General features: G+C 69.2%; 22 protein-coding genes. 9 read left to right on the forward strand and 13 right to left on the reverse strand.

Translation table 11 applies throughout. From position 1 onward, the window contains the following. Positions 1-2: 2 nt before the first annotated feature. The 4 genes from ABZ420_RS18530 to ABZ420_RS18545 all read right to left on the reverse strand — a co-directional run bounded on the left by ABZ420_RS18530 (position 3) and on the right by ABZ420_RS18545 (position 4,794). Entirely contained in the window at positions 3-1,682 is a 1,680-nt protein-coding gene (locus tag ABZ420_RS18530; protein WP_357123934.1) for a fatty acid CoA ligase family protein, read from the reverse strand. Beyond that, positions 1,679-2,593: a hypothetical protein gene (locus tag ABZ420_RS18535; RefSeq protein WP_357123937.1), complete on the reverse strand. Its 915-nt coding sequence runs from the start codon at positions 2,591-2,593 to the stop codon at positions 1,679-1,681. The genes ABZ420_RS18530 and ABZ420_RS18535 overlap by 4 nt, the downstream gene beginning before the upstream one ends. A gap of 8 nt (positions 2,594-2,601) precedes the next feature. Next, a complete protein-coding gene (locus ABZ420_RS18540; RefSeq protein ID WP_357124256.1) occupies positions 2,602-3,654 on the reverse strand; it encodes a 3-oxoacyl-[acyl-carrier-protein] synthase III C-terminal domain-containing protein in 1,053 nt (350 codons plus the stop codon). A 477-nt stretch (positions 3,655-4,131) separates the two neighbouring features. Continuing rightward, positions 4,132-4,794, reverse strand: a complete 663-nt coding sequence (locus tag ABZ420_RS18545) for a TetR/AcrR family transcriptional regulator (protein WP_062976835.1) — start codon at positions 4,792-4,794, stop codon at positions 4,132-4,134. Between the two features lie 103 nt (positions 4,795-4,897). On the opposite strand from ABZ420_RS18545, the gene ABZ420_RS18550 reads away from it, so the two are divergent. From ABZ420_RS18550 to ABZ420_RS18565, 4 genes are read left to right on the forward strand one after another with little or no spacing between them, the layout of a single operon-like run. Next, positions 4,898-5,773 (forward strand): metal-dependent hydrolase, encoded by an 876-nt coding sequence (locus ABZ420_RS18550; RefSeq protein ID WP_357123940.1) that lies wholly within the window; start codon positions 4,898-4,900, stop codon positions 5,771-5,773. Positions 5,774-5,814: 41 nt separating this feature from the next. Beyond that, positions 5,815-6,840, forward strand: coding sequence for a PDR/VanB family oxidoreductase (locus tag ABZ420_RS18555; RefSeq protein ID WP_357124259.1), 1,026 nt, complete (start codon positions 5,815-5,817; stop codon positions 6,838-6,840). A 37-nt stretch (positions 6,841-6,877) separates the two neighbouring features. After that, positions 6,878-8,344, forward strand: a complete 1,467-nt coding sequence (locus tag ABZ420_RS18560) for an NAD(P)/FAD-dependent oxidoreductase (RefSeq protein ID WP_357123943.1) — start codon at positions 6,878-6,880, stop codon at positions 8,342-8,344. Further along, complete coding sequence (locus ABZ420_RS18565; RefSeq protein WP_357123946.1) at positions 8,341-9,264, forward strand: short-chain dehydrogenase/reductase; 924 nt, start codon at positions 8,341-8,343, stop codon at positions 9,262-9,264. The genes ABZ420_RS18560 and ABZ420_RS18565 overlap by 4 nt, the downstream gene beginning before the upstream one ends. Positions 9,265-9,277: 13 nt before the next feature. Here the strand turns inward: ABZ420_RS18565 and ABZ420_RS18570 are convergent, their stop codons facing one another. Continuing rightward, a complete protein-coding gene (locus ABZ420_RS18570; RefSeq protein WP_357123948.1) occupies positions 9,278-9,961 on the reverse strand; it encodes a TetR/AcrR family transcriptional regulator in 684 nt (227 codons plus the stop codon). A gap of 149 nt (positions 9,962-10,110) precedes the next feature. Between ABZ420_RS18570 and ABZ420_RS18575 the strand changes: the two genes are divergently transcribed. Together ABZ420_RS18575 and ABZ420_RS18580 are read left to right on the forward strand one after the other, a co-directional pair. Next, entirely contained in the window at positions 10,111-11,682 is a 1,572-nt protein-coding gene (locus ABZ420_RS18575; RefSeq protein ID WP_357123951.1) for a succinic semialdehyde dehydrogenase, read from the forward strand. A 33-nt stretch (positions 11,683-11,715) separates the two neighbouring features. Continuing rightward, positions 11,716-12,546 carry an SDR family NAD(P)-dependent oxidoreductase gene (locus ABZ420_RS18580; protein WP_357123954.1) on the forward strand — a complete coding sequence of 277 codons (831 nt, stop codon included), beginning with the start codon at positions 11,716-11,718 and terminating at the stop codon, positions 12,544-12,546. Positions 12,547-12,621: 75 nt separating this feature from the next. On the opposite strand, the gene ABZ420_RS18585 is transcribed toward ABZ420_RS18580, so the two are convergent. Both ABZ420_RS18585 and ABZ420_RS18590 read right to left on the reverse strand, forming a co-directional pair. Next, positions 12,622-13,425, reverse strand: coding sequence for a putative protein N(5)-glutamine methyltransferase (locus ABZ420_RS18585; RefSeq protein WP_357123957.1), 804 nt, complete (start codon positions 13,423-13,425; stop codon positions 12,622-12,624). 95 nt (positions 13,426-13,520) lie between these two features. Then, positions 13,521-14,390: a YdcF family protein gene (locus ABZ420_RS18590; protein ID WP_357124262.1), complete on the reverse strand. Its 870-nt coding sequence runs from the start codon at positions 14,388-14,390 to the stop codon at positions 13,521-13,523. Between the two features lie 484 nt (positions 14,391-14,874). Here ABZ420_RS18590 and ABZ420_RS18595 point away from each other — a divergent pair, with 484 nt between their 5' ends. After that, a complete protein-coding gene (locus ABZ420_RS18595) occupies positions 14,875-15,738 on the forward strand; it encodes a bifunctional 5,10-methylenetetrahydrofolate dehydrogenase/5,10-methenyltetrahydrofolate cyclohydrolase (RefSeq protein WP_357123959.1) in 864 nt (287 codons plus the stop codon). A gap of 9 nt (positions 15,739-15,747) precedes the next feature. Here ABZ420_RS18595 and ABZ420_RS18600 read toward each other — a convergent pair whose 3' ends face one another. The 4 genes from ABZ420_RS18600 to ABZ420_RS18615 all read right to left on the reverse strand — a co-directional run bounded on the left by ABZ420_RS18600 (position 15,748) and on the right by ABZ420_RS18615 (position 18,733). Beyond that, complete coding sequence (locus ABZ420_RS18600) at positions 15,748-16,491, reverse strand: hypothetical protein (RefSeq protein ID WP_357123963.1); 744 nt, start codon at positions 16,489-16,491, stop codon at positions 15,748-15,750. 161 nt (positions 16,492-16,652) lie between these two features. Continuing rightward, entirely contained in the window at positions 16,653-17,300 is a 648-nt protein-coding gene (locus ABZ420_RS18605) for a hypothetical protein (protein ID WP_357123966.1), read from the reverse strand. A 54-nt stretch (positions 17,301-17,354) separates the two neighbouring features. Continuing rightward, positions 17,355-18,104 (reverse strand): L,D-transpeptidase, encoded by a 750-nt coding sequence (locus ABZ420_RS18610; protein ID WP_357123969.1) that lies wholly within the window; start codon positions 18,102-18,104, stop codon positions 17,355-17,357. 194 nt (positions 18,105-18,298) lie between these two features. Then, positions 18,299-18,733, reverse strand: a complete 435-nt coding sequence (locus ABZ420_RS18615) for a helix-turn-helix domain-containing protein (RefSeq protein ID WP_357123972.1) — start codon at positions 18,731-18,733, stop codon at positions 18,299-18,301. A gap of 66 nt (positions 18,734-18,799) precedes the next feature. On the opposite strand from ABZ420_RS18615, the gene ABZ420_RS18620 reads away from it, so the two are divergent. Beyond that, positions 18,800-19,702, forward strand: coding sequence for an NADP-dependent oxidoreductase (locus ABZ420_RS18620; protein ID WP_357123975.1), 903 nt, complete (start codon positions 18,800-18,802; stop codon positions 19,700-19,702). A gap of 26 nt (positions 19,703-19,728) precedes the next feature. On the opposite strand, the gene ABZ420_RS18625 is transcribed toward ABZ420_RS18620, so the two are convergent. Beyond that, on the reverse strand, positions 19,729-20,388 hold the full coding sequence (locus ABZ420_RS18625) for a cyclodeaminase/cyclohydrolase family protein (protein WP_357123978.1): 660 nt from the start codon (positions 20,386-20,388) through the stop codon (positions 19,729-19,731). A 147-nt stretch (positions 20,389-20,535) separates the two neighbouring features. On the opposite strand from ABZ420_RS18625, the gene ABZ420_RS18630 reads away from it, so the two are divergent. Then, on the forward strand, positions 20,536-21,573 hold the full coding sequence (locus ABZ420_RS18630) for an LLM class F420-dependent oxidoreductase (RefSeq protein WP_040867281.1): 1,038 nt from the start codon (positions 20,536-20,538) through the stop codon (positions 21,571-21,573). 49 nt (positions 21,574-21,622) lie between these two features. On the opposite strand, the gene ABZ420_RS18635 is transcribed toward ABZ420_RS18630, so the two are convergent. Further along, positions 21,623-21,961: an STAS domain-containing protein gene (locus ABZ420_RS18635; protein WP_357124265.1), complete on the reverse strand. Its 339-nt coding sequence runs from the start codon at positions 21,959-21,961 to the stop codon at positions 21,623-21,625. Positions 21,962-22,281: the final 320 nt, after the last annotated feature.

A 22,281-nucleotide genomic window follows, 5' to 3' on the forward strand; every position in this document is an offset into this window, starting at 1 on the left:
TTTCATCGTCGGTTGTCCGTTCCGAGCCGCTCGGCGGCCCAGATCGTGAGTTGTTCGCGCCCGATCTTCGCGTTGTGCCGGATGTCCACCGGGAACGACGGGTGAATCAGGAAGTCGTCGATGGTCCTGGTGAGGTCGAACCGCGCCCCGTGGGCCCGCAACGCGGCCTCGACGACCTGCGCGTCCGCGCCCGGCGTCGGTTCCACGCAGAGCACCGGTCGCTGTACTCCGCGCGCCCCGACTCCGACCAGCGCCGTGCGGGCCACGCCCGCGACGGTGTTGAAGACTTGTTCGACCTGGACGGTGAACATCGGACCGTGCGCCGTGACCACCCGCTGACTCTTGCGTCCGCAGAACCAGATCCGCCCTTGATCGTCGATCCACGCGAGATCGCCGGTGCGGTGCCAGATCCGGTCGCCGTCGACGATCTTGCCCAGCGCGTTCGCCTGTTCCGGCCAGTAGTACCGGGCGCTGACGTTCGGCCCGGCGACCACGAGTTCACCGATCCCGCAGGTGTCCTCGAGCCCGCCCGCGAGCTCTTCGGCCCGGCTCCACGTCGGGATGGCGTCGTCGGTGATGGCGACGATGCGCGCCTGCACCTGGTGGGAGAGCCTGCCGAGGCAGGTTCCCGCCCCGCGGTGCGCCCGTTCGACCAACCCGTCCAGCAGTTCCCTGGACTCGATGGTGGACATCGGCAGTGCCTCGGTGGACCCGTATCCGGCGACGACCTTCGCGTCCTCGCCGAGCGCCGCGCGCAGTCCGGCGATGCACCAGTCCGGCACCGGCGCGCCGCCGGAATAGATGCTGTCGAGCGTGTTCAGCTCGGCCGGCCGGGTGCGCAGGTATTCCAGCAGCGGGATCAGCACCGCCGGGGAGGCGAACATGGTCCGCACGCCGAACCTCTGGATCGCGTCGACGACATGGGCGGGATCGGTCGCGCCGACCTTGCTCGGAATCAGCGGCGGCAATACGCAGCGCGAACCCAGGAGCAGATCCAGCACACCGACCAGCGGGAGAGTGATCAGCGAGGCCTCCGGCGCCACCTCACCGCGCGCCACGTGCACCTGCTCCACCATCGCGGCCAGATTGCCGTGCGTGAGCTGCACGGCCTTGGCTGGTCCGGTGCTGCCGGTGGTGAACGCGATGAACAGCAGGTCGTCCTCGGTGGCCGGTCGGCCCGCGGTGACCGAGCCGGTGGGCGTGCGGCCCCAGTCCCGCAGCGACTCGCCGCGCCAGAACCACCGCCTGCCGACGGTGACGGCGGTGTGGACGCCGCGGAAGCCGCGCCGGAACAGCACGCGCAGCGCGTGCGCCTGCGGGATGCCGATGAACGCCTCGGCGTCCACGGCGCGCAGGCAGCGCAACATCTTTCGCACGCCCATCCCCGGGTCGATCACCACCGCCACCGCGCCGATCTTGAGCAGTCCGAACATGATCGCGTACAGCTCCGGGCTCGGCAGCACCAGCACGATGGTGCGTGTCCCGGTGCCGACACCCGACGCCGCGAGCCGCTGGGCGATCGTGTCCGACCACGCGTCCAGTTCGCGATAGGTCAGGTGCCGGTAGGCCGGCAGGCCATCGGGGCCGACCCCGTCCGCGTAGCGCACGGCCACCCGGGTGGGGTCGGTGCGGACAACCGCACGGAACCGATCGATGGCCTGCCAGTAGGTTCCCGTTGTCACGCAGGCGCCCCGGCGAAGACGGGCAATCGGTAGAGCACCGCCGCCGCCGAAGGACCGGCCCCCGCCGCGACGAACAGCACCTGGTGGTGCTCGGCGAAGGCGTCATCCGCGACCGCCAGATCGAAGGCCGCGGTGAGTGCCGCGGTGTGCGGGTCGCCGTCGCGCAGGTCCGGAGTGCGCACCGCGCGCTGATCGATGCCGAGGGCGGCGGCCAGCCTCTTGGGGAACTCCGGGCTCGGCGTCGAGGCGATCAAGGCGATGCGCTCGAGCGAGGCGTGCCCGGATTCGGCGAGCGCTTGCCGCGCGGCGTCGACGGCCACCTCGAGCAGCCGGTCCTCGAAGCCGGGCTCCCGTTCCACGGTCATGGCGCCGCGACCCGTGTTGCCCATGGTCGAGACGTCGACGTAGGCCTCGACGGCGGGCGTGCCTTCCCCGGCGACAGTGTGCACCGGGCCGAAGCCGGTCGGCTCGTCGGTGCGCTCGAGCAGTAGCGCCGCGCCGCAGGTGGCGTACGGGAACCGTTCGTCGCCGACCGAGCGAAGCAGCGACGGGTGGGTGTCGCCCGAGACGATCAGCACGTGCTCGGCACTGCCGGTCTCCAGGACGGAGGTGGCCACCTGGACCGCGTTGAGCACGCTGACCGCCCCGTTCATCAGGTCGAACGAGAAGGTGCGCGGGTCGTCCTTGGCGTATTCGAGCCCGATGCCCGCCGCCTTCTGGATCAGCGCCGACACCGCCGGTTCAACGGTGTTCGAATCCCGGAAGATGCCCGCGTTGATCAACAGCCCGACCTGTTCGGGAAGGACCCCGGCACGCTCGAGGCTCCGCTTCGCCGCGCGGGCGCTGTGCTCGACGATGCTGTTGGTGTCGCCGCCGCGGCTGACGCCGGTGGACTTGATGCGTACGCTCATGACCTACCTCAGACCTTCAGCGACGAGATGGTGGTGGACAGGAACCCGGTGACGATGCCGGAGGCCGCGGGCACCAGCAGCAACTTCGATCCCGCGGGGATGTTCTGCTCGCCGAGCTGATCGTGCAGCACGATGAAATGTGAAGTGGTGGAAGTATTTCCGTACTTCTCGATAACCCGAAGATCCGGCGGCATCGGGCTGCCGAACTCGCGCTCGGCGATCGCGTTCATCCACGGGATGGCCGTGGCGCCGAACTGGTGGTGGATCACGTAGTCGAACTTCTCGTCGGCGAAGGTCTTGCCCTGCGCCTCGAGGAATTTCCGCTGGGTATTGGTACCGAGCAGGAAGCGGTCCTCGTTGTGCATCCGGCGGTTGTCGGTGTACATCGCGATGCCCTGCGTCTTTCCGCTCGGCATGCCCAGACACAGCTGCGCGTATTCCGCCGCGGTCATCATCTCGATGTAGTGGATCATGTCGTTTTCGTCGACCGCCTGGTCCAGCACGATCGCGCAGCCGGAATCGCCGACGGACAGCGAAGCGAATTGTGGATCGTATTTCTGGGAAATCTCCGCGACCGCGGTCTCGGCGATCGGAGTAATGGCCTCACCGCTGACCACAAGGCCGTTTCGAACGGCGCCGGACCGAATCATACGGTCCAGGATGTAGGTGCCGGTGAGCATTCCGGCACAGGCATTCGTGATGTCGAACGTAATGGCGTTCTTGGCTCCGATAAGGCGACTTATCGAACCCGCGAACGACGGCTCCATATACACCCGGGTCGCGTGCTTGCTCCGGGTGATCGAGGCGGAGATGACTACGTCGATCTCCTCCGGAGCGTACTTTGACCTGGACAAACAGTCCTCTACCGCCTTGACGGCCAGCGTGAACGAGTCCTCGTGACTTTCCGGCCTGGTATCGCGAACCCGGCGTTCGCGTACGCCGGTGATTTTCTCCAGATCGAACGAAGGCGGTTCTTTCAGCCCGGAAAGCAATTCCGCGGTTGTGACAACTCGGGAAGGCAGATAGGCGCCGATGGATTCGAAGCGAGAATGGGGAGACACGAGCGCTCCTGAAATCGTTGAGATATACGGTTCCGGATCGACTCTGATCGTCGGTGCGATGAACACTACCCGACGGTAACAACGAATGGCCACCATCATTTCGCGCCGCCGTCTGAGACGGAAATCACGACCAGAAGTACATGTTTCGTGAGGTATCACCAACCGGTGACCGACTGGCTATGGCTTGCCAGTATTGCCATCCGACCTGCTGATTCGGTTTGTCACCGCATTTCGCGTTCGACGCTGTGCGCCTCGCGCGCCGCTCGCGACGGCGCAGCTTTCGGAATGGCTATCGATCGGCTATTGCCGGATGGTGGCGGTTCGTGAGTCGTCGGCACGAGGTCTCTCTCGCCGGATGTGAGTGACTTCACTGTCGCCGCGCCTTCGGTGCGGATCGCTTGTCGCTCGATTTGACTTCGCGCCGAACGGGTTGTGGCAGAAGGGAATCGGGCGGCTCGTGACCGGCGCGAGCCGGGATCAGGCTTCGGTGCTCAACGCGGAGCGCGCGGTGGCGATCCGCTCGATGACGTCGGCGGCGTGCGCGTCGAAACGTTCACGGGAGACAGGGATTTCGCCGTCCAGCCAGGGCCGGTAGAGGTAGGCGAGTGCGCCGAAGATGGCGCTGGCGTTGAGCGCGTAGTCGTGCTCGTCGGGCACCGGCTGGCTGTAGTCGCCCGCGCTGATGGTCAACGCGATCGGCGCGGTGAACAAGCCGATGAGTTCGTTGGCGCGCGGCATGAGCACGGGGGTGGCCTGCGATTCGATGAACATGATCCGGCCGCGGCGGCGGTCGGCCAGCAGATAGTCGGTGAAGACGCCGACCATGTGGCGGAACATCGCGTCGCGTTCGATCGGCGCGTTGGGCAGCTCGTCGAGCAGCCGGTCGCGCGCGCCGAGGACGACGGTGTCCAGCACGGTGGTCAGCAACGCGTCCAGGTTCGGGAAGCTCTCGTAGAAGTAGCGCTCGGTGAGTCCGGCCTGCCTGCACACGCCGCGCATCGACGTCTCGGCCGCGCCCACGGTCGCCATCAGCTCTGTGCACGCCTCGACCAGCTGTTCCCGGCGCGCGGCGACGCGATCGGCGGGCGATTGCCCGCGCCAGCGGCGCATGCCCGGAATCGCCCCGTCGGCTTGGTCCATAGCGTCATCCTCTCATAGCACCGAATTGACATCATGTGATGTTGACAGCACCTGATGTCATCAATACATTGCGAAGACACCGATCGATGACGAGGGGTGCGAGATGGGTTCTGCCGTATACGCCGACCAGACACACGCCATCAACGCGCGCGCGGTGGAATTCGACTTCGCCACGGTGCCGATGCATTACATCCCCGGCGAGGCGATGGCCACCCACATCATCAACGTGATGCACCTGGTGCTCCCCGAGGGTGAGCGCGCGATGGCGCAGGCGCTGGCCGAGGCGTTACCCCTGATCGACGACGAGCGCTTACGCGAGGAAGTCCGCGGCTTCATCGGCCAGGAATCCATGCATGCCAGTTCGCACGAGAAGGCGCGCGAGCAATTGGAGCGGCTCGGCCTGGACGTCGGCCCGATGGTCGATCGCGTGAGCTGGCTGGTCGACCGCATCCTCGGCGACCACGGATTGACCGGCCGGGCCAAACGGGAGTGGCTGAGCGAGCGGCTGGCGTTGTTCGCGGGCATGGAGCACTACACCGCGGTCATCGGGGAGTGGCTGCTCACCAACGAAACCCTCGAAGCCAAGGGCATGCACCCGGCGATGCTGGATCTGATCCGCTGGCACGGCGCCGAGGAGGTCGAGCACCGCAGCGTCGTCTACGACGCGTACATGCACGTCGACGGCGGATACGCGCGCAAGGCGCGGCAGGCGCTCATCGCGAGCGCGGGATTGCTCGTCCTGTTCGTCGTCTCCGGGGGCTACTTGTTCCACAAGGACCCGTCGCAGCACAAAGGACGATTCTGGCCGCTCCAGCTGGCCGGCGCGTCGGTGCGCGGCGTGGTGCCCAGCTTCACGACGTTCTTCACCGAGATTCCGCGCTACCTGCGGCCGGGCTTCCACCCGTCGCAGCTCGGCCCGATGGACAACGCGCTGCGTTACCTCGCGCAGTCACCCGCGGCGCGGGCGGCGAACTCGTGACCGCCGTAGGGGAGCGGTTCCAGCCCGGGGCCGCGCTGCGGCTGATCGGCTCGGCGGCCGACGCCTACAAGCGCCTGTTCGTCGAAAGCGACGCCGCGCAATTGCTTTCGCGTCCCGATCCGGTCCGCCGCACCGGCTACGAATTCGAAGTCGTCGTCGACCGGATCGGGCACGAGGCCGACGGGGTGGTGAGCCTGTGGCTGCGCCACCCCGACGGCGGCCCACTGCCCGCGTGGACGCCGGGCGCGCATCTGGATGTCTTCTTGCCGTCCGGCCGGCAGCGGCAGTATTCGCTCACCAACGATCCCGCCGACCGCGGGTTCTACCGCATCGCGGTGCGTCTCATCGCCGACGGCGAGGGCGGTTCCGCGGAGATCCACCGGGATCTGCGGGTCGGTGACCGGCTGTGCGTGCGCGGTCCGCGCAACGCGTTCCCGCTCGTCGAGGCGCCGTGCTATCTGTTCGTCGCGGGCGGCATCGGGATCACGCCGATCCTGCCCATGGTCGCCGCGGCCGAACGCGCCGCAGTGCCCTGGCGGCTGATGTACCTGGGCCGGTCCCGCTCGCGCATGCCGTTCCTGTACGACCTGGCCCGTTACACCGGCGGCGACGTGGTGGTGCGGCCGGACGACGAGTACGGCGTGCCCGACGCGCGGATGATCTTCGAGCAGACGCCGCCCGGCGCCGCGGTATACGTGTGCGGGCCGCCGCCGCTGGCCGAGGCCGCGCGTGCGGTGCTCGCACTGCACGATCCGACCGCCTCGCTGCACACCGAGCGCTTCTCGCCGCTGCCGGTGCGCGACGGCGAGCCGTTCCGGATCAGGTTGCGTCGCAGCGGGTTCGACGTGGAGGTCGCGGCCGACGAGTCCGCGCTCAGCGCGATCCGCCGTGTGCTGCCCGGCGTGGCCTACTCCTGTCAGCAGGGATTCTGCGGCACCTGCAAGACGCGGGTGCTCGCGGGCGCGGTGGACCACCGGGACCGGTCGCTGCTGGAATCCGAGCGCGCGGAGACGATGCTGACCTGCGTCTCCCGGGCGCTCGGCGGCGAACTCCACCTGGATCTGTGAGCTCGGCGGGCCAAGCGCCCGCGTGGGGAAGGAAGACATGGCTGCGCATCCGGAACACGTGGCGATCGCCGTGATCGGGGCCGGGATAGCCGGGATCGGTCTGGCGGTCGCGCTGCGCGAAGCGGGCATCGATGATTTCGTGCTGCTCGAGCGCGCGGACGACCTGGGTGGCACCTGGCGGGCGAACACCTATCCCGGTTGCGCCTGTGACGTGCCCTCCCAGCTGTACTCGTACTCCTTCGCGCCCAATCCGAACTGGTCGCGCACCTACGGCACGCAGCGGGAGATCCTCGCCTACCTCCGGTCGGTCGCGACGCGCCACGACGTGGTGCGGCACATGCGGTTCGGCGTCGAGTTGCTGGAGGCGCGCTGGGACGACGCGGCCACGCTGTGGCGGCTGCGTACCGGTCGCGGCGACCTGACCGCGGCGGTGCTGGTTTCCGCCGTCGGGCCGTTCAGCGAGGCGCGGATCCCTCGGCTGCCGGGCGCGGATACCTTCGAAGGGACGCAATTCCATTCGCTGCACTGGGATCACGAACACGGTCTCACCGGCGAGCGCGTCGCGGTGATCGGCACGGGCGCGTCGGCCGTGCAGTTCATCCCGGAGATCCAGCCCCTGGTGGGCAAGCTGACGGTGTTCCAGCGTTCGGCGCCGTGGATCGTCTCGCGCCTGGATCGCCGCACGCTGCCCGCCGAACGCGCGCTGCTGCGCCGGGTCCCCGCGCTCGGCAAAGCGATCCGCGGTCTCTTCTACACCGGCATCGAAGGCTTCGGTCTGGTCGGCTTCGTGGACAAGCGGTTCCGGCATCCGTACGAGGCGCTGGGCAGACTCCAGCTGCTGCGCCAGGTGCGCGATCCGCGGCTGCGTCGCAAACTCACCCCCGATTACGTGATCGGTTGTAAGCGGGCGATCTTCTCCGACGCCTACTATCCGGCCCTGACCCGGCCGAACGTCGAAGTGGTCACCGAGGGCATCCGGGAGATCCGCGCCAGGTCGATCGTCACCGCCGACGGCGCGGAGCACGCGGTGGACACGATCATCTGGGGCACCGGATTCGGCGTTCCGCCCGCGGTTTTCGACCGGATCCGCGGGCTCGGCGGTCGCTCCATCGGGGACCGCTACCGGGAGCGTCCGAGCAGCTACCTCGGTGCGGCGATGGCGGGCTTCCCGAACTTCTTCTGCACGCTGGGGCCGTTCGGGGCGGCGGGCAATCAGTCCGCGATCTATATGATCGAGGCGCAGGTGCGCTATATCGTCGATGCCGTGACCACCATGCGTGCGCGGAACATCCAGCGGATCGATGTGCGCGAGGAGGTGCAGCGAGCCTTCCTCGACGAGGTGACCGAGCGCAGTCGCGACACCGCCTGGCTGACCGGCGGATGCCGCAGCTACTACCAGACCGCCGACGGCGGCAACGCCGGTCTGTACCCGAACTGGAGCTTCGAATACCGGCGGCGCACAAGCCGTTTCGATCCGGAGTCCTACCAGTTGCAGGCCGGGTGAGCGTCGTGGTCGTCGACCTGCTGCGTCAGCTGCTGTCCCCACCTGCCGAGCACCGGCTGGATGTGCGCGATCGGGTGGTGGTGATCACCGGTGCGGGCACCGGAATCGGCCGCGCGCTCGCCGAGAAACTCTATGCCTCGGGCGCTTCGGTGGCGCTGATCGACATCGACCAGGCCGCCGCCGCTGCCGTCGGGCGCTCGATGGGGGAGCGTGCGCTGGTCGTGCGCGCGGACGTTTCCGATCGAATCGGAATGCGCGAAGCCATCTCCCGGGTGCGCGAGCGTTTCGGCCGGATCGATGTCGTGGTGGCCAACGCGGGCGTGGTGCCGGAGCCCGCCACGATCCGGACGATGAACCCCGGCGACTTCGATCGGGTCATCGGCATCAATGTGACCGGGGTGTTCAACACCGTGCATCCCGCGCTGGAGGACATCGTCGCCGCGAAAGGGCACGTCGTCGTGGTCTCCTCCGCCGCGGCGTTCGCGCCCGGCATGGCCGGTTCGCCCTACATGGTGAGCAAAGCCGCGGTAGAGCAGTTCGGGCGGGCGCTGCGGGTAGAGCTCGCCGCGGTGGGCGCGACGGCGGGCGTGGCGTACTTCGGCATCGTCGACACCGCGATGACGCACGGCACGCTCGACGAGGACGAGCTGGGCGCCGACCTGGGCGCATTGCTGCCGTGGCCGCTCAACCTGCGCATCACCGTGCGCGACGCGGCGGAATCCATCGCCGACGGCATCGCCCGGCGCGCGGCGCGCACCATCGCGCCGCCGCAGTGGGAGCCCTACGCGTTGTTCCGCGGCGTGATCAACGTGGTGCTGGACAGCAGGCTGGCGCGGGACCCGCGCGTACACGACCTGATCCACCGGGTCGAACAGCGCGTCATCGACGTCGATCATCCCGTCACCCCGGTACCGCGCTGACGCGCGGGCCGGACTACGACGCGGCGGGAAAGATCGCGGGCAGCGTCAGCGCGTACTCCACGTCGACGCGCGTGCCGAGCGTCGTGAGGAGCACGCGGATCATCGTCAGGCGCGCCGCCGCGACGGTGTCCGCGTCCGGTTCGGCGCCGGGCACGGTGCCCGCGGAGATCCGGTAGACCACGTACTCGCACAGGTGCAGCGCCGCGTCCAGGTCGAGCGGGCTCGGCACCGGCCTGCCCAGCTCGGCGAACGTCTCGCGCACCAGATCGCGGATGTCGTCGAGCGCGCGCTCGCGGTACGCCGACACCGGCGAGCCCGGATCGTGCAGCTCGGCGAACAGCGGCCGCAGCATGGGGCCGTGCCCGCGCGCCCAGTCCAGGTAGGCGTCGATCAGCCGAATACCCAGCTCGACCGGCTCGTCGGTGCCCGCCAACGCCGCGCGGATGCCGCCGACCAACCCCTCGTTGGAGCTGTCGAGCACCGCGAGGAGCGGTTCGTTCGCGTTGCCGAAGTAGCGGTAGAAGGTCGGCCTGGCCAGGCCCGCCTGCTCGATGATCTGCGCGACGCTCAGCCCACGGGAACCCGTGCGGGTGAACACCTCGGCCGTCGCGAGCACGATCCGGGCGCGGACCTCCTCGGCCTGCTCCTGAGTCTGCGGCGGCCTGCCGCGCCGCGCGGCCGTCGGCTCAGCCTGCATAGTGCCGCCTCACAACGCGGCCCCCGGGATCCCTGTGCGCCACGACGAACAGCTTGACACGAGGTGTGACATAGATATTAATCTAACACCACTGTTCATTTAATGGGGCGCGTCCGCGGCGCGGTCCACCGTCCTCGAGAGGGCCGACCATGACGACCGCCTCCCAACCGGCCACCGCCGACGCGCTGTCCCCGTCACTGGTGCAGCCGTTGCTCGCGCACGCCGTCGCCGGAGGCGCACCCGCCGTCGAAGTGTTCGCACCCGCGACCGGCGCGAAGATCGTCGATCTGCCGCAATCCTCCGCCGACGACATCGAGACCGCGTTCGCCACCGCCCGCGAAGCCCAGCGCCAGTGGGCGCGACGTCCGGTGCGGGAACGGATCGCGGTGCTGCGCCGATTCCACGACATCGTGCTGGCCGAGCAGGACGCCATCCTCGACATCGTGCAGACCGAGACCGGCAAGGCGCGGGCCCACGCCTTCGACGAGGTCGGCGACGTGGCCGTGAACGCCAGGTACTACGCCTCGGTGGCCGCCCGGCTGCTGGCCACGCGCAAACCGCGCGGGGTGCTTCCCGTGCTCACCCAGGTCGATGTGCGGCATCGGCCCAAGGGCGTGGTCGCGGTCATCTCGCCGTGGAACTACCCGCTGGCGCTGGCCGCCTCCGACGCGCTGCCCGCCCTCGTCGCGGGCAACGCGGTGGTGGCGCGTCCGGACAACCAGACCGCGCTCACCGCGCTGTGGGCCATCGATGCCGCCGTGCGCGCCGGATTGCCGCGCGGGCTCTGGCAGGCGGTGCTCGGCCGCGGATCGGTGATCGGCGGCGAGGTGATCGCCCGCGCCGACTACGTCGACTACACCGGCTCCAGTGCGACCGGACGGACCATCGCCCGGCAGGCGGGTGAGCGCCTGATCGGCTACTCGCTCGAACTCGGCGGCAAGAACCCGCTGCTGGTGCTCGCCGACGCGGACGTCTCACGCGCCGCCAAGATCGCCATCCGGGCCTGCTTCGCCTCGGCGGGACAGCTGTGCGAGTCGATGGAACGCATCTACGTGCACGACAGCGTCTACGACCGCTTCGTCACCGAATTCGTCGGGCACGTCGAGGCCATCCGGCTCGGCGGCGGTCTGGACTACCACAGCGACATGGGATCGCTGACCTTCCAGCGCCAGCTCGACACGGTCGTCGCGCATGTCGACGACGCGGTGGCCAAGGGTGCCACGGTGCTGGCGGGCGGTCGCGCGCGTCCGGACCTCGGACCGTATTTCTACGAGCCCACCGTGCTGGCCGGCGTGCGGCCCGGCATGACGGTCCACCGCGAGGAGACCTTCGGCCCCGTGGTCTCGATCTACCGCGTGAGCAGTGACGAGGAAGCCGTCGAACAGGCCAACGACACCGCCTACGGCCTCAACGCCAGTGTCTGGACCAAGGACACCGCCCGCGGCCGGGAGGTGGCGGCGCGGATCGAGGCGGGCTCGGTGAACGTCAACGAGGGCTTCATCGCCGCCTGGGGCAGCGCCGACGCGCCGTCCGGCGGACTCGGCATCTCCGGCACCGGACGCAGGCACGGTCCCGAGGGCCTGCTCAAGTACATCGACACCCAGACCATCGCGGTGCAGCGGGTAGTGCCGATCGCTCCGCTGCCCGGCATGTCCGAAGCGCTCTGGGCCAAGACGATGACGCTGTATTTCGGCGTCATGAAAGCGCTTCGGCAGAAGTAACTCGCACGACTCACGGATCAGGAAGCGGTACGGATGAAACTGGACACGGTGGCGGGCAAGAGGGTCCTGGTCACGGGGGCCGCGATGGGCCTGGGCAAGCTGTTCGCCGAGCGCGCGGTGCGCGAAGGCGCCGCGGCGGTGGTGCTGTGGGACATCAACGAGGCCGCGCTGAAGGACACCGCCGCCGAGCTGACCGGCCGCGGCAGCGCCGTTCATCACTTCGTGGTTGACGTGGCCTCGCCCGAGGCGATCACCGAGGCGGCGGCCGGCGTGCGCGAGCAGGTCGGCGGCATCGACATCCTGGTCAACAACGCCGGCATCGTGCGCGGCAACAACTACTTCTGGGAAACGCAGAACCGCGCCGACATCGACAAGACCATGGCGATCAACTCGCTCGCCCCGATGTACGTCACGCTCGAGTTCCTGTCCGCCATGGTCGCCGGAACCACCGAGGCGCGGGTGCTGACCATCGCCTCCTCGGCGGGCCTGGTGTCCAACCCGCGCATGAGCGTGTACGCCGCCTCCAAGTGGGCGGCGCTGGGCTGGTCGGACTCGGTGCGCATCGAACTGGAACAGGCCGGCCACGAGCACGTGAAGATCACCACGGTCTGCCCGACCTACATCAACACCGGAATGTTCGAGGGCGCCAAGGGCTTCCTGTTCACCCCGATCCTGGACCAGGACAAGGTGGTCGACACCTCGTGGCGGGAGATGAAGAACGGCGCCCCGCTGGTCGTGCTGCCGTGGACCTCGCGGCTGAACAAGGCGATCTCCGGCCTGCTGCCGATCAAGCTGCGTGACCTGTTCCTCGACACGGTCGGCGTCTACCACTCCATGGACGAGTTCACCGGTCGCGGGAAGTAGAGCGCGGCGCGGTGAACTCCTGGGCCGCACCGCTCGAATGGTGTACGGCGCTTCCTCGACGGGTGGCCGCGGCGGTCAGCGTGGACGGGTGCCGATGACCACGGTCGCGTAGTGCTCTTCGGATGCCGCGACCCGGCCCGCGAGACCGTTCTCCGCCAGCACGGCGAGCGCGGTCGGCGCTTGATCCTCGCTGGACTCCACGAGCAGATGCCCGCCCGGAGACAGCCAATCGGCGGCCTCGGCCGCGACCCGGCGCAAGACGTCCAAGCCGTCCGGGCCGCCGTCGAGGGCGGTGCGTGGTTCGTGGTCGCGGGCCTCCGGCGGCATCCGCGCGATCATCTCCGAGGGCACGTACGGGGTGTTGCAGAGCAGGATGTCGATACAACCGCGCAATTCCCCGGGCAAGGGCTCGAAGAGATCCCCTTCGTAGACCGGTGCGCCGAGCGGGGTGAGATTCCGGCGGGCGCACTCGACCGCGATCGGATCGATGTCGGCGGCCGCCAGCGTGACCGGACGACCTTCGTCGGCGGCGATCCGAGCCGCCGCCAGCCCGAGCGCGCCGGAACCGCAGCACAGATCGACCACCACCGGATGACCCGTCCGGGCGTGGATCAGCTCGACCGCGCGGTCGACGAGGAACGCGGTGCGCTGCCGGGGCACGAAGACGCCGGGAGACACCGCCACCCGCAGCCCGTGGAACTCCGCCCAGCCGAGCAGGTGCTCCAGCGGGCTACCGGCGACGCGCCGGGCGACGAGCGATTCCAGCGCAACGCCGGTCTCCGCGGCGGCGGCCGTGAGCAGTCGCGCCTCGTCCTCGGCGAACACGCAGCCCGCCGCCCGGAGCCGGGCGACCACATCGGAATTTCCGGCTGACGTCACCGGGCCATCCTGCCGCGCCCACGCGGGACGCCGCCAACGAATTTCCACGGCGATCGGGACCGGCGCGCACGGCGCGAATCCCGATCGGCCGGCAACTAGCGTGCCGTGCTGAGCTGGAAGGTACGCGTGGCGTCGAGATAGATGCCGCGCTGGCCCGGCTTGCCGGGCGGCGGCAGCTGCGAAACCAGTTGTTCGAGCGAGGTCGTCGCGCCGACGACCCGGGTGCCCGCGACGACGAAATCGGCGACGGCACGGCGGATGTGGTTCGGCGAGGTCACCACGATCGCGCTCGTCGCACCGACATCCCGCAGCAGCCTCGTGCTGAACAGCGCGTTCTGCACGGTCGAACCCGCGCGGCTCTCCACGTGGATGCGCGCGGGCGCCACGCCGTGGGAGACCAGCCAGTCGCGCATGGCCTCGGCCTCGGTGATGCCGTTCTGCGGATTCCCGCCGGTGACGACGATCGGCGACAGCGGAGCGGCGATCGACTGCAACCACGCCGCGGTGAGCCGGTTCACCAGTTCGGGGCGCAACGCACCATCCGGCAACAGGCCGTAGCCGAGCACGACGATGCCGGTTTGCGGCCCCGCCAGCGCGGGCAGCGGGTTCGGCAACGTGCCCACCGCGGCGCGCACGGCGCCGAGCACGTTGTCGGTGCCCTGTGCCAAGCCCGGATCGACCACGTGCAGCCGTGCCATGGCGTCCACGAACGCGGGCAGGTCACCGGCGTAGTCGGACCAGATCGCCTGCAAGGCGAGCGCTTCGGCGTCGGCGGGGTCGGCGCCGATCAGATTGCGCAGGTCGGCCCGGCCCGCGGCGTCGTCGCCGTTGGTGAAGTGGCGCTGGGCGGAGTTGTACAGGGCGTCGGTCTCCGGCGCGGCGTGCGCGGGGACACCGGCCAGGCCGGTGAGTGAGAACGCGGCGAACGACGCCGCGACGAGAAGTTTCCACTGCCTCGAGATCATCACTACAGTCGTCACCTTTCCGCTGTGGAACGGGTTGGCACGTGCTAGCAGTTAGCTGGGGCAAACACGAAATACCATACGGGCGAACTCTTCGTCCAACCGGCAATTCGCGCACCGGCTCCCGCGATGTCGCCCCGGTGCGCGTGCCGGGGGTGAAACCGGGGCGTTGGTTCGTTTTCGAGGAAGGATCGCGGCGGCCTCTTTCGGATCCGAAGGCGTTCGAAACTACTTGAATCACAGTCGCGCACTGGGGAAGTGCCGAGGCGGCTGTTCGCCGGCGTCGTCGGCGGTGCGGCGGTGCCGCCGGACCTGCCACCGGCGTGCCGTGGTCGGCGACTAACGCCCGGCTGCGTGCGCCGTTCGGCCTCGCTGTGGTCGCATGGCCTGCTCGAGTCAGGCTCGCCGTGTGATTGCCCCGAGTTTGCATCGCCGGACGTGGGCTGGGGAGGAACGCGCCCGGCCGCGCCCGTTAGGCTGTGTCAACGTGGATACCGTTTCGCTGTCCGGCAAGGAACTCGCCGCCGCAATCAACGCCGACACCAAGGCCCGCGCCGCCGCGCTCACCGACGGCGGCGCCGCCCCGCGCCTCGCCCTGGTGGTGGCGAACGACGACCCGGCGAGCACCTGGTATGTGAACTCGCTCCGCAAGGCGGCCGAGCGACTCGGAATAGCCTGCGACACGGTCGATCTCGGCCCCGAGGCGAGCGCCGAGGAGATCCGCGCCGAACTCACCGCGCGCGGTGCGGATTCGGCGACCGACGCGATCATGCTGCAGACGCCCCTCCCGGCGGGTGTCACGCTCGACGACGTGAGCTCCGCGATCGTCGCGTCCAAGGATGTCGACGGCGTCAGCCCGCTGTCGCTCGGCCTGCTCGCGACCGGGCTGGACGGTTTCGTCCCCGCCACCTCCGAGGCCGTTGTCGAACTGCTCGAACACCACGAGATCCCGCTGACCGGCCGGCACGTCGCGGTCGTCGGCCGCTCGAACGTCGTCGGGAAGCCGCTGGCGCAGCTGCTGCTGGCGAAAGACGCGACCGTCACGGTGTGCCATTCGCGCACCGCCGACCTCGCCGCCGTGACCGCCACCGCCGACGTCGTCGTCGCCGCGGCGGGCCGCATCGGCCTGATCGCCGGCGAGCACGTCCGGGAGGGTGCGGTGGTCATCGATGTCGGCACCAACGAGGCTCCCGACGGCAAGATCGTCGGCGATGTCGACGCCGAGTCGGTGCGCGGCAAGGCAGCCGGGCTCAGCCCCGTTCCAGGCGGCGTGGGCCCGGTCACCACGGCCCTGCTGATGCGCCACGTCGTGACCGCCGCCGAATCCGACCGGCCGAGCGGCTCCGCCTGAGAAGCCGCCTCACCCCCGGGCGATGGCGCTGATGAGCGTGCGGCTGCCGTCCTTGGTGGTGGTGACGACCTGCGGGTTGTAGGTGACCGGCTGCTGCCCGGGGCGATGTTCGGTGACCACCACGGTGTACTGGCCCGCGAACGCGCCGGGAGTGATCGCCACGCAGTGGGTGGTGCCCGCGGGGATGCTGTCGATGCCGCGCTGGATGGCGTCGGCGGCCTGTACCGAGGCGTCCGCGGTGGTGGTTGCGCGGACCTGCTCGCCGGACCGGTCCACGTAATAGGCGTGCTGGAAGGCGAAGATCACCGCCGGACCGGAATCGAAGCCGCCCACGCCATTGCCCTGAATCCGGTTGCCGACCCGCTCGGCGGGGCACTGTGCGATCGGCGCCGCCGGAGCGGTGCCCTGCGCGGACGAGACCGGTGCGGCGGCCTGCCGGTCGGAGCCGCCGGTCCCGAACTGTAGGAAGGCCGCGAAGCCGAGCGCGGCAACGCCGAGCGTGCCGAGCAGTGGTACCGCCCACCGGCGCGTCTTACGCGGCGCGGGAGAGCGGTCGATCAGTCCCGCGAATTGATCTTCGTACTCGTCCGGCCCGGGCGCCTGCGTGTGCACGGGTTCGGCGGGCTGCGCCTGGTCCTGCGGCCGATCCACCCACGTGGCCCACTCGCCGCGGTACTCCTCGCCGGCCGGCGCCTGCCCGGGCACCCCGGTGCCATACGGATTTCCCCGGTCGTAGCCGGGTCGCGCGCTCATCTCCGGTCGATCCATCGCCCCGCCCTCCATCAGGTCCCCGTCAGATTAACCGCATCGCCACGACGCGGGAACGCCCTGCCCCGTTCACAATTGAGCCAGGCGCCCACCGGAGGATACCGGCGGGTCTCCCACCCGGCCTCGAGGTGGCCGGTGGGCGGGTGTCACTTCAGCAGAGCCAGCCATTCGTGTTCGGGGTAGTGGTCGGACACGTAGGTCCGCACCACGGTGCGCTGGGCGGCGCTCAACTCCGGCCAGGTCCGTTCGAGGTCGACGCGGTCCTTCGGCCGGGCCTGTTTCACTTTGAAGATCAGCACGAACTCGGGATTCAGGTAGCGGATGCCATCGTCCGCGATCCAGGTCACCTCGTCGAGGGGTGCGGCCATGGTCCGATCGCGCCGGTTGACCCAGGCGCCCCGCTGTCCGGGATTCAGCAGGAGGTCGATCAGCCACGGAGACCGTGCGTTCGCCCGCAGCCAGACCTGGTCGGCGCTTTCGGGCAAGGCGGGGAAGCGGTCATCGACGGGGCGAATGCCGTCCGGGCCGGCAGACCAGATGTGCAAGCGGCCTCGTGCCGCGGTGCGCAGAGCGGGCAGATCGGCACGGAACATCGACGCGTCGACATCACTGTGCTCGCGCCGCGTTCCGGTCCATGCGTCGATCGCCCACCCGCCCGCGATCCACCACGGGGCGTCGATGTCGCCGAGGACCTCGCTCACATCGCGCGGCGTGACGAGAGCCCATGGCCCCCAGAGGTCTTGGAACTCGGCTTCCTTCGCGTCACGCGGTGGTGGGATCGGAAACTCGCGCAAGGATGGCCCTCCCCTCGGGTATGTCGCAAGACGCTACCCGGCGGAGGGCGCCGCTCACCAGTGCGTGACGACCGGATCGCCGACGCCGATCGTGTGATAGACCCATTCGGCGTCGTCGCGGGAGAGGTTGATACAGCCGTGACTGACGTTCGCATAACCCTGCTGGTCTACCGACCACGGCGCCGAGTGGATGAAAACGCCTCCCCACGTGAGCCTCTCGGCGAACTCGCCGTTGATGACGTAGCCCTCCGGCGAACTCAGCGGGATGCCGATGGTGCGGGAGTCGAACACGACGGAACGGAACTTCTCCAGCACCGGCCAGGTGCCGGCCGGTGTTTCGTACCCCGGCTTGCCCATCGAGGCCGGCATCGTGCGGACGACGGTGCCGCCGACGGTAACCGTGAAGGTATGCGCCGACATGTTCGCTTCGCCGAAAACACCTGCGTTGGTACGGAATTCCGTGCGTACGCCACCGACCGAGACGAGGACGGTGGCGTCGGCGGGCAGGAACCCGCTCGGCGTCCACACGGCTTCGCGATCGTCGGTCCACGCGAATGTGCCCGGCAACGGCCGGGTCGTTCTGATGTCGATGGATTGTTCTGTCTTCGCGCGATCCGTGACAGGTGCGGCGAACCGAATGGTCACGGGATGAGCCACGCCCACCACCTGGCCGTTCGAGGGTCCGATCGCTGCCACCGGAGGCGTCGGCCGCACGATCATCGTCGCGGCCGCCGCACCCGACCCGAACGCGGCCAGTGCCACGATCACGGTCGCGAGGAACAGGTACCGAATGGCGCTCCTCATGGCGTCCACCCCTTCGAGCTGGTGTGGTAGGCAAGGAACATTTTAGGGCCCCATGATCAACTCGGCCACAGATAGAACCGGTCCATGGTCCGGTTGTGCGGGGGGATAGGCCCACCAATGACCGCGTACCCCGCCGGGTGCGGTCGAAACGGCAGTGAGTCGCTCGAGTCTTGCGGCCGGGCCCGACGAGGCGGTCAGCGCGCGAGTCCGCGTGGCAGCGGTTCCGGTTCGGCCGCGGCTCGCGTGTCGAATTCCGCCCGCGCGGCGACGATTCGGTCCTGGTGTTCGACGGCCCAGACGCCCATGGCGTGACTGATCGCCCCGATGCTCGCACCGAGTTCGGTGAGCGAATACTCCACCCGGGGCGGCACCGTGGGATAGACCGCCCGGCGCACGAGGCCCTCCCGCTCCAAGTTGCGCAGGGTTCGGGTGAGCATCTTCTGCGTGATGCCGTCGAGGCGGCGGCGCAGTTCGTTGAAGCGGATCGGCCCGGCATGGGAGCGCAGGACGCTCAGCACCAGCATCACCCACTTGTCGGCGAGGACGGCGAGCACTTCCCGCGCGGGGCAGTGATGCAGGTAGCTCTCGACCAGGCTGCCGGTCTCCGGCCGGTCACATGCGGTATCCATAGGGAACCTCGGTATCAAGAAGGTGCCTTCTTCCCGAAAGGTACCAGGTGGCCACAGAATCGGTACATGCTCGCAATCACGCAGTACGCGTTCGGTGGCCCGGAAGTCCTCGAGGTGGTCGAGGTGGATCGGCCGCGGCCCGGCCCGGGGGAGGTGCTGGTACGGGTCGCCGCGACCAGCGTCAACGCAGCCGACTGGAAGGTGCGCGCCGGACTGATCGGGAAGCTCGGCGATCCACCGCTGACGCTGGGACTCGATGTGGCGGGTGTCGTCGAGGAACTCGGTGCCGGGGTGGACAGGTTCGCGATCGGCGCTCCCGTGTACGGCATGGTGTTCGGCGGAGCGAACGCGGAATACGTAGTGGCGCAGGCGCACACGCTGGCGGCGGCGCCGAGGAACATCGATCTGGTACACGCGGCGGCACTGCCGACTGCGGCGCTGACCGCCTGGCAGGCGCTGGCCGCGCTCGGTGCTGGGGAGCGCGTGCTGGTGCACGCGGCCGCGGGAGGCGTCGGGCATCTGGCGGTGCAGATCGCCAGGCATCGCGGAGCGCATGTGATCGGTACCGCGCGTGCGGTCAACCACGAGTACCTGCGCGGTCTCGGCGCCGACGAGATGATCGACTACACCGCGGTCGATTTCGGCGCCGCGGTGCGCGACGTCGACCTCGTGCTCGATCTGGTCGGCGGTGCGTACGGGTCCCGCTCCCTTCCGGTGCTGCGTCCCGACGGCAGGTTGATCGACACCCAGGGTTCGGACGCGGAAGCAGACCCGCGTTACGAGCGGTTCTATGTCGAACCCTCTGCGGTATCACTGCGCGAGATCGCCACGATGGTCGAGCGCGGTCACCTCCGGGCGACGATCGACCAGGCGCTGCCGCTCTCGGACGCCGCGAAGGCGCACGAACTCGGCGAATCGGGACGGGTGCGCGGCAAGGTCGTACTGGTCGCCTGGAATCCGCCCGCCTGAACGGGCGGCCCTGCGCGATGGTGCGGCTATCGGCGGACCGCGTGCACGACGTCGGCGTGCAGGGCGTCCGCCCGCGCGGTCAGCTCCTCGATCCGGATCAGGACCGCGGCGAACCGGTCACCCTCGGCGGCGGGCAGCGATGCCAGGTTGATCTCGATGTTGAGCTGCGAGGTGGTCGCGGCGGCGCGGCAGGCGTCGGCGGCAGCGCCGATGTCGGTGACGACGTTCGGATTCCCGATCGGGAACAGCTCCGCGGCCAGCGACAGCACCTCGTCGGCCTCGTCGACGACCTCGGCGGGCACGCGGGCGGCCTCGATCAGCGCGGCATTGATCGCCGCGGTGCGGGCTGCGAGGTCCTCCGGGGTGTCCTTGGGCAGCTTGTAGGCGGCGCCGACGGCCGTGAACGCGGCGGCGTCGGCGGCGGCCAGCGCGAGCGCGCGCTCGCGGGCGGCGTCGGCGGCCTCGATGATCCGGTCGATCACCGGCCGGTTCTCAACGTCCTTGGCGCGAGTGGTGTAGCGCGCGACCATCGCGACGAGCGCGGCGCCTTGCGCGGCGTGCAACGCCGCCACCGCGCCGCCGCCCGGTGCGGGAATCTTGGCGGCCAGATCGCCCAGGTACTGCGCGAGGGTGACCTCGCCGGAGGACGGCGCAGTTTCCGTGGACGACGAGCTGGGCTGCGACACGTGCGTATTGCCTTTCGTTCTACGGCGAGGAAGGACTACGTGTAGACGCTACCCCGTGGCGCCGCCGCCTCGGGCGTGACCACGCCTTGCCGGGATCGGACCCGGCCGGTGCGAGGCAGGGACGTACCCGCCGTTATGTTGAGTGCTATGCGGATCGGATTGAGCATCAACTACTCGGGGGGCTTCAAAGAGGCGGCGGCCGAAGTCGCCGACCTCGAGCGGGCGGGCCTGGACATCGTGTTCGTGCCCGAGGCGTACTCGTTCGACGCGGTGAGCGCGCTCGGTTACCTGGCCGCCAAGACCACCACCCTGCAGCTGGCCTCCGGCATCCTGCAGCTCTACACGCGCACGCCGAGCCTGACCGCCATGACCGCGGCGGGCCTGGACTTCGTCTCCGACGGACGCTACGTGCTCGGGCTGGGCGCGTCGGGTCCGCAGGTGATCGAGGGCTTCCACGGCGTGCCCTACGACGCGCCGATCGGCCGCACCCGCGAACTGGTGGAGATCTGCCGGAAGGTCTGGCGGCGCGAGCGCCTGGAATATCAGGGCAAGTACTACCAGATCCCGCTGCCCGCCGACCGGGGCACCGGCCTCGGTAAGCCGCTCAAGCTGATCAACCACCCGGTGCGCGAGCGCATTCCGGTGTTGCTGGCCGCGCTCGGCCCGAAGAACGTGGAACTGGCCGCCGAGATCGCCGAGGGGTGGCAGCCGATCTTCTTCCTGCCGGAGAAGGCGAAGGAGGTGTGGGCGGACTCGCTCACCGCCGGTCTCGCCAAGCGCGATCCGGTCCTCGGTGACCTGGACGTCTACGCAGGCCCGGCGCTGGCCATCGGGGACAACGTGGACCCGCTGCTGGAGTTCGTGAAGCCGCATCTGGCGCTCTACATCGGCGGCATGGGCGCCAAGGGCAAGAATTTCTACCACACCTTGGCCACGAAATACGGCTACGGCGCCGAGGCCGATCGCATCCAGGAGCTGTACCTGGCGGGGGAGAAGGAGGCCGCGACCAAGGCGGTGCCGGACCAGCTGGTCCGGGACATCTCCCTGGTCGGTCCGGCCGGTTATGTCAAGGAGCGCGTCGCGGCGTTTAGGGAGGCGGGCGTCACGGTCCTCAACGTGGTGCCGATGGCGGCCACCGCCGCCGAGCGCGTCAAGCTGATCGAACAGTTGCGCGAACTGGTCTGAGACAAGGCGCTGCCGCCGTCGACGGATGCGACGGCGGCAGCGGCGGGGGTCATCTCTGGCGGAGCGCCGCCAGCGCGGCGTCCAGCGTCGAATGCAGCGCGAACACCTGATCCAGGCTGGTCATCTTCAGCTGCCTGCTGGTCGCCGGGCCCTCCGCGACCACCGCGATCGAGGTGGTCGAGCCCGCGCGCTGGTGGGCTGCCACGAGCGTCGCCATGCCCGCCGAGGCGAGGAAGCTGACCGAGGTGAGGTCGATGATCAGGGCCGCGGGCTTGCTGCTGAGAATGGCATCGATCGCGTTCTCCAGCGCGGGGGCTGTCGCCAGATCGACCTCGCCGGCCACCGTCAGCACCGTCGCGCCGTCGTGCGCCGCGACCGTGGTGGTCATCGTGTCCGCGAGGGGATACGCGTCTCCGGAAGTGTTGGTCACGACATCACAACACACAAATCGCGGCAGATTCGCAACCTTTGAGTGTTCATAGAGCTAACCATACCTCGATGGCCGACCGGCCCGCCCGAGCAGGAGTCGGCCTCGCAGCGGCCGTCGATGGCCGTGTGCGAGCGGATGAGCCGAACCGGTGAAACGGGAGACCGCTTCGGCCATCGATGGACGAACGTCGGTGCAGGTGGCCGGACTCGGCGACCTCCCGACCTCCCGACCGCCACGCCGCACCGGTTCGGGCGGCGAAATTCAGAATGAATGAACCG

This window comes from Nocardia sp. NPDC005745 (assembly GCF_040630775.1).
Classification (GTDB): Bacteria; Actinomycetota; Actinomycetes; order Mycobacteriales; family Mycobacteriaceae; genus Nocardia.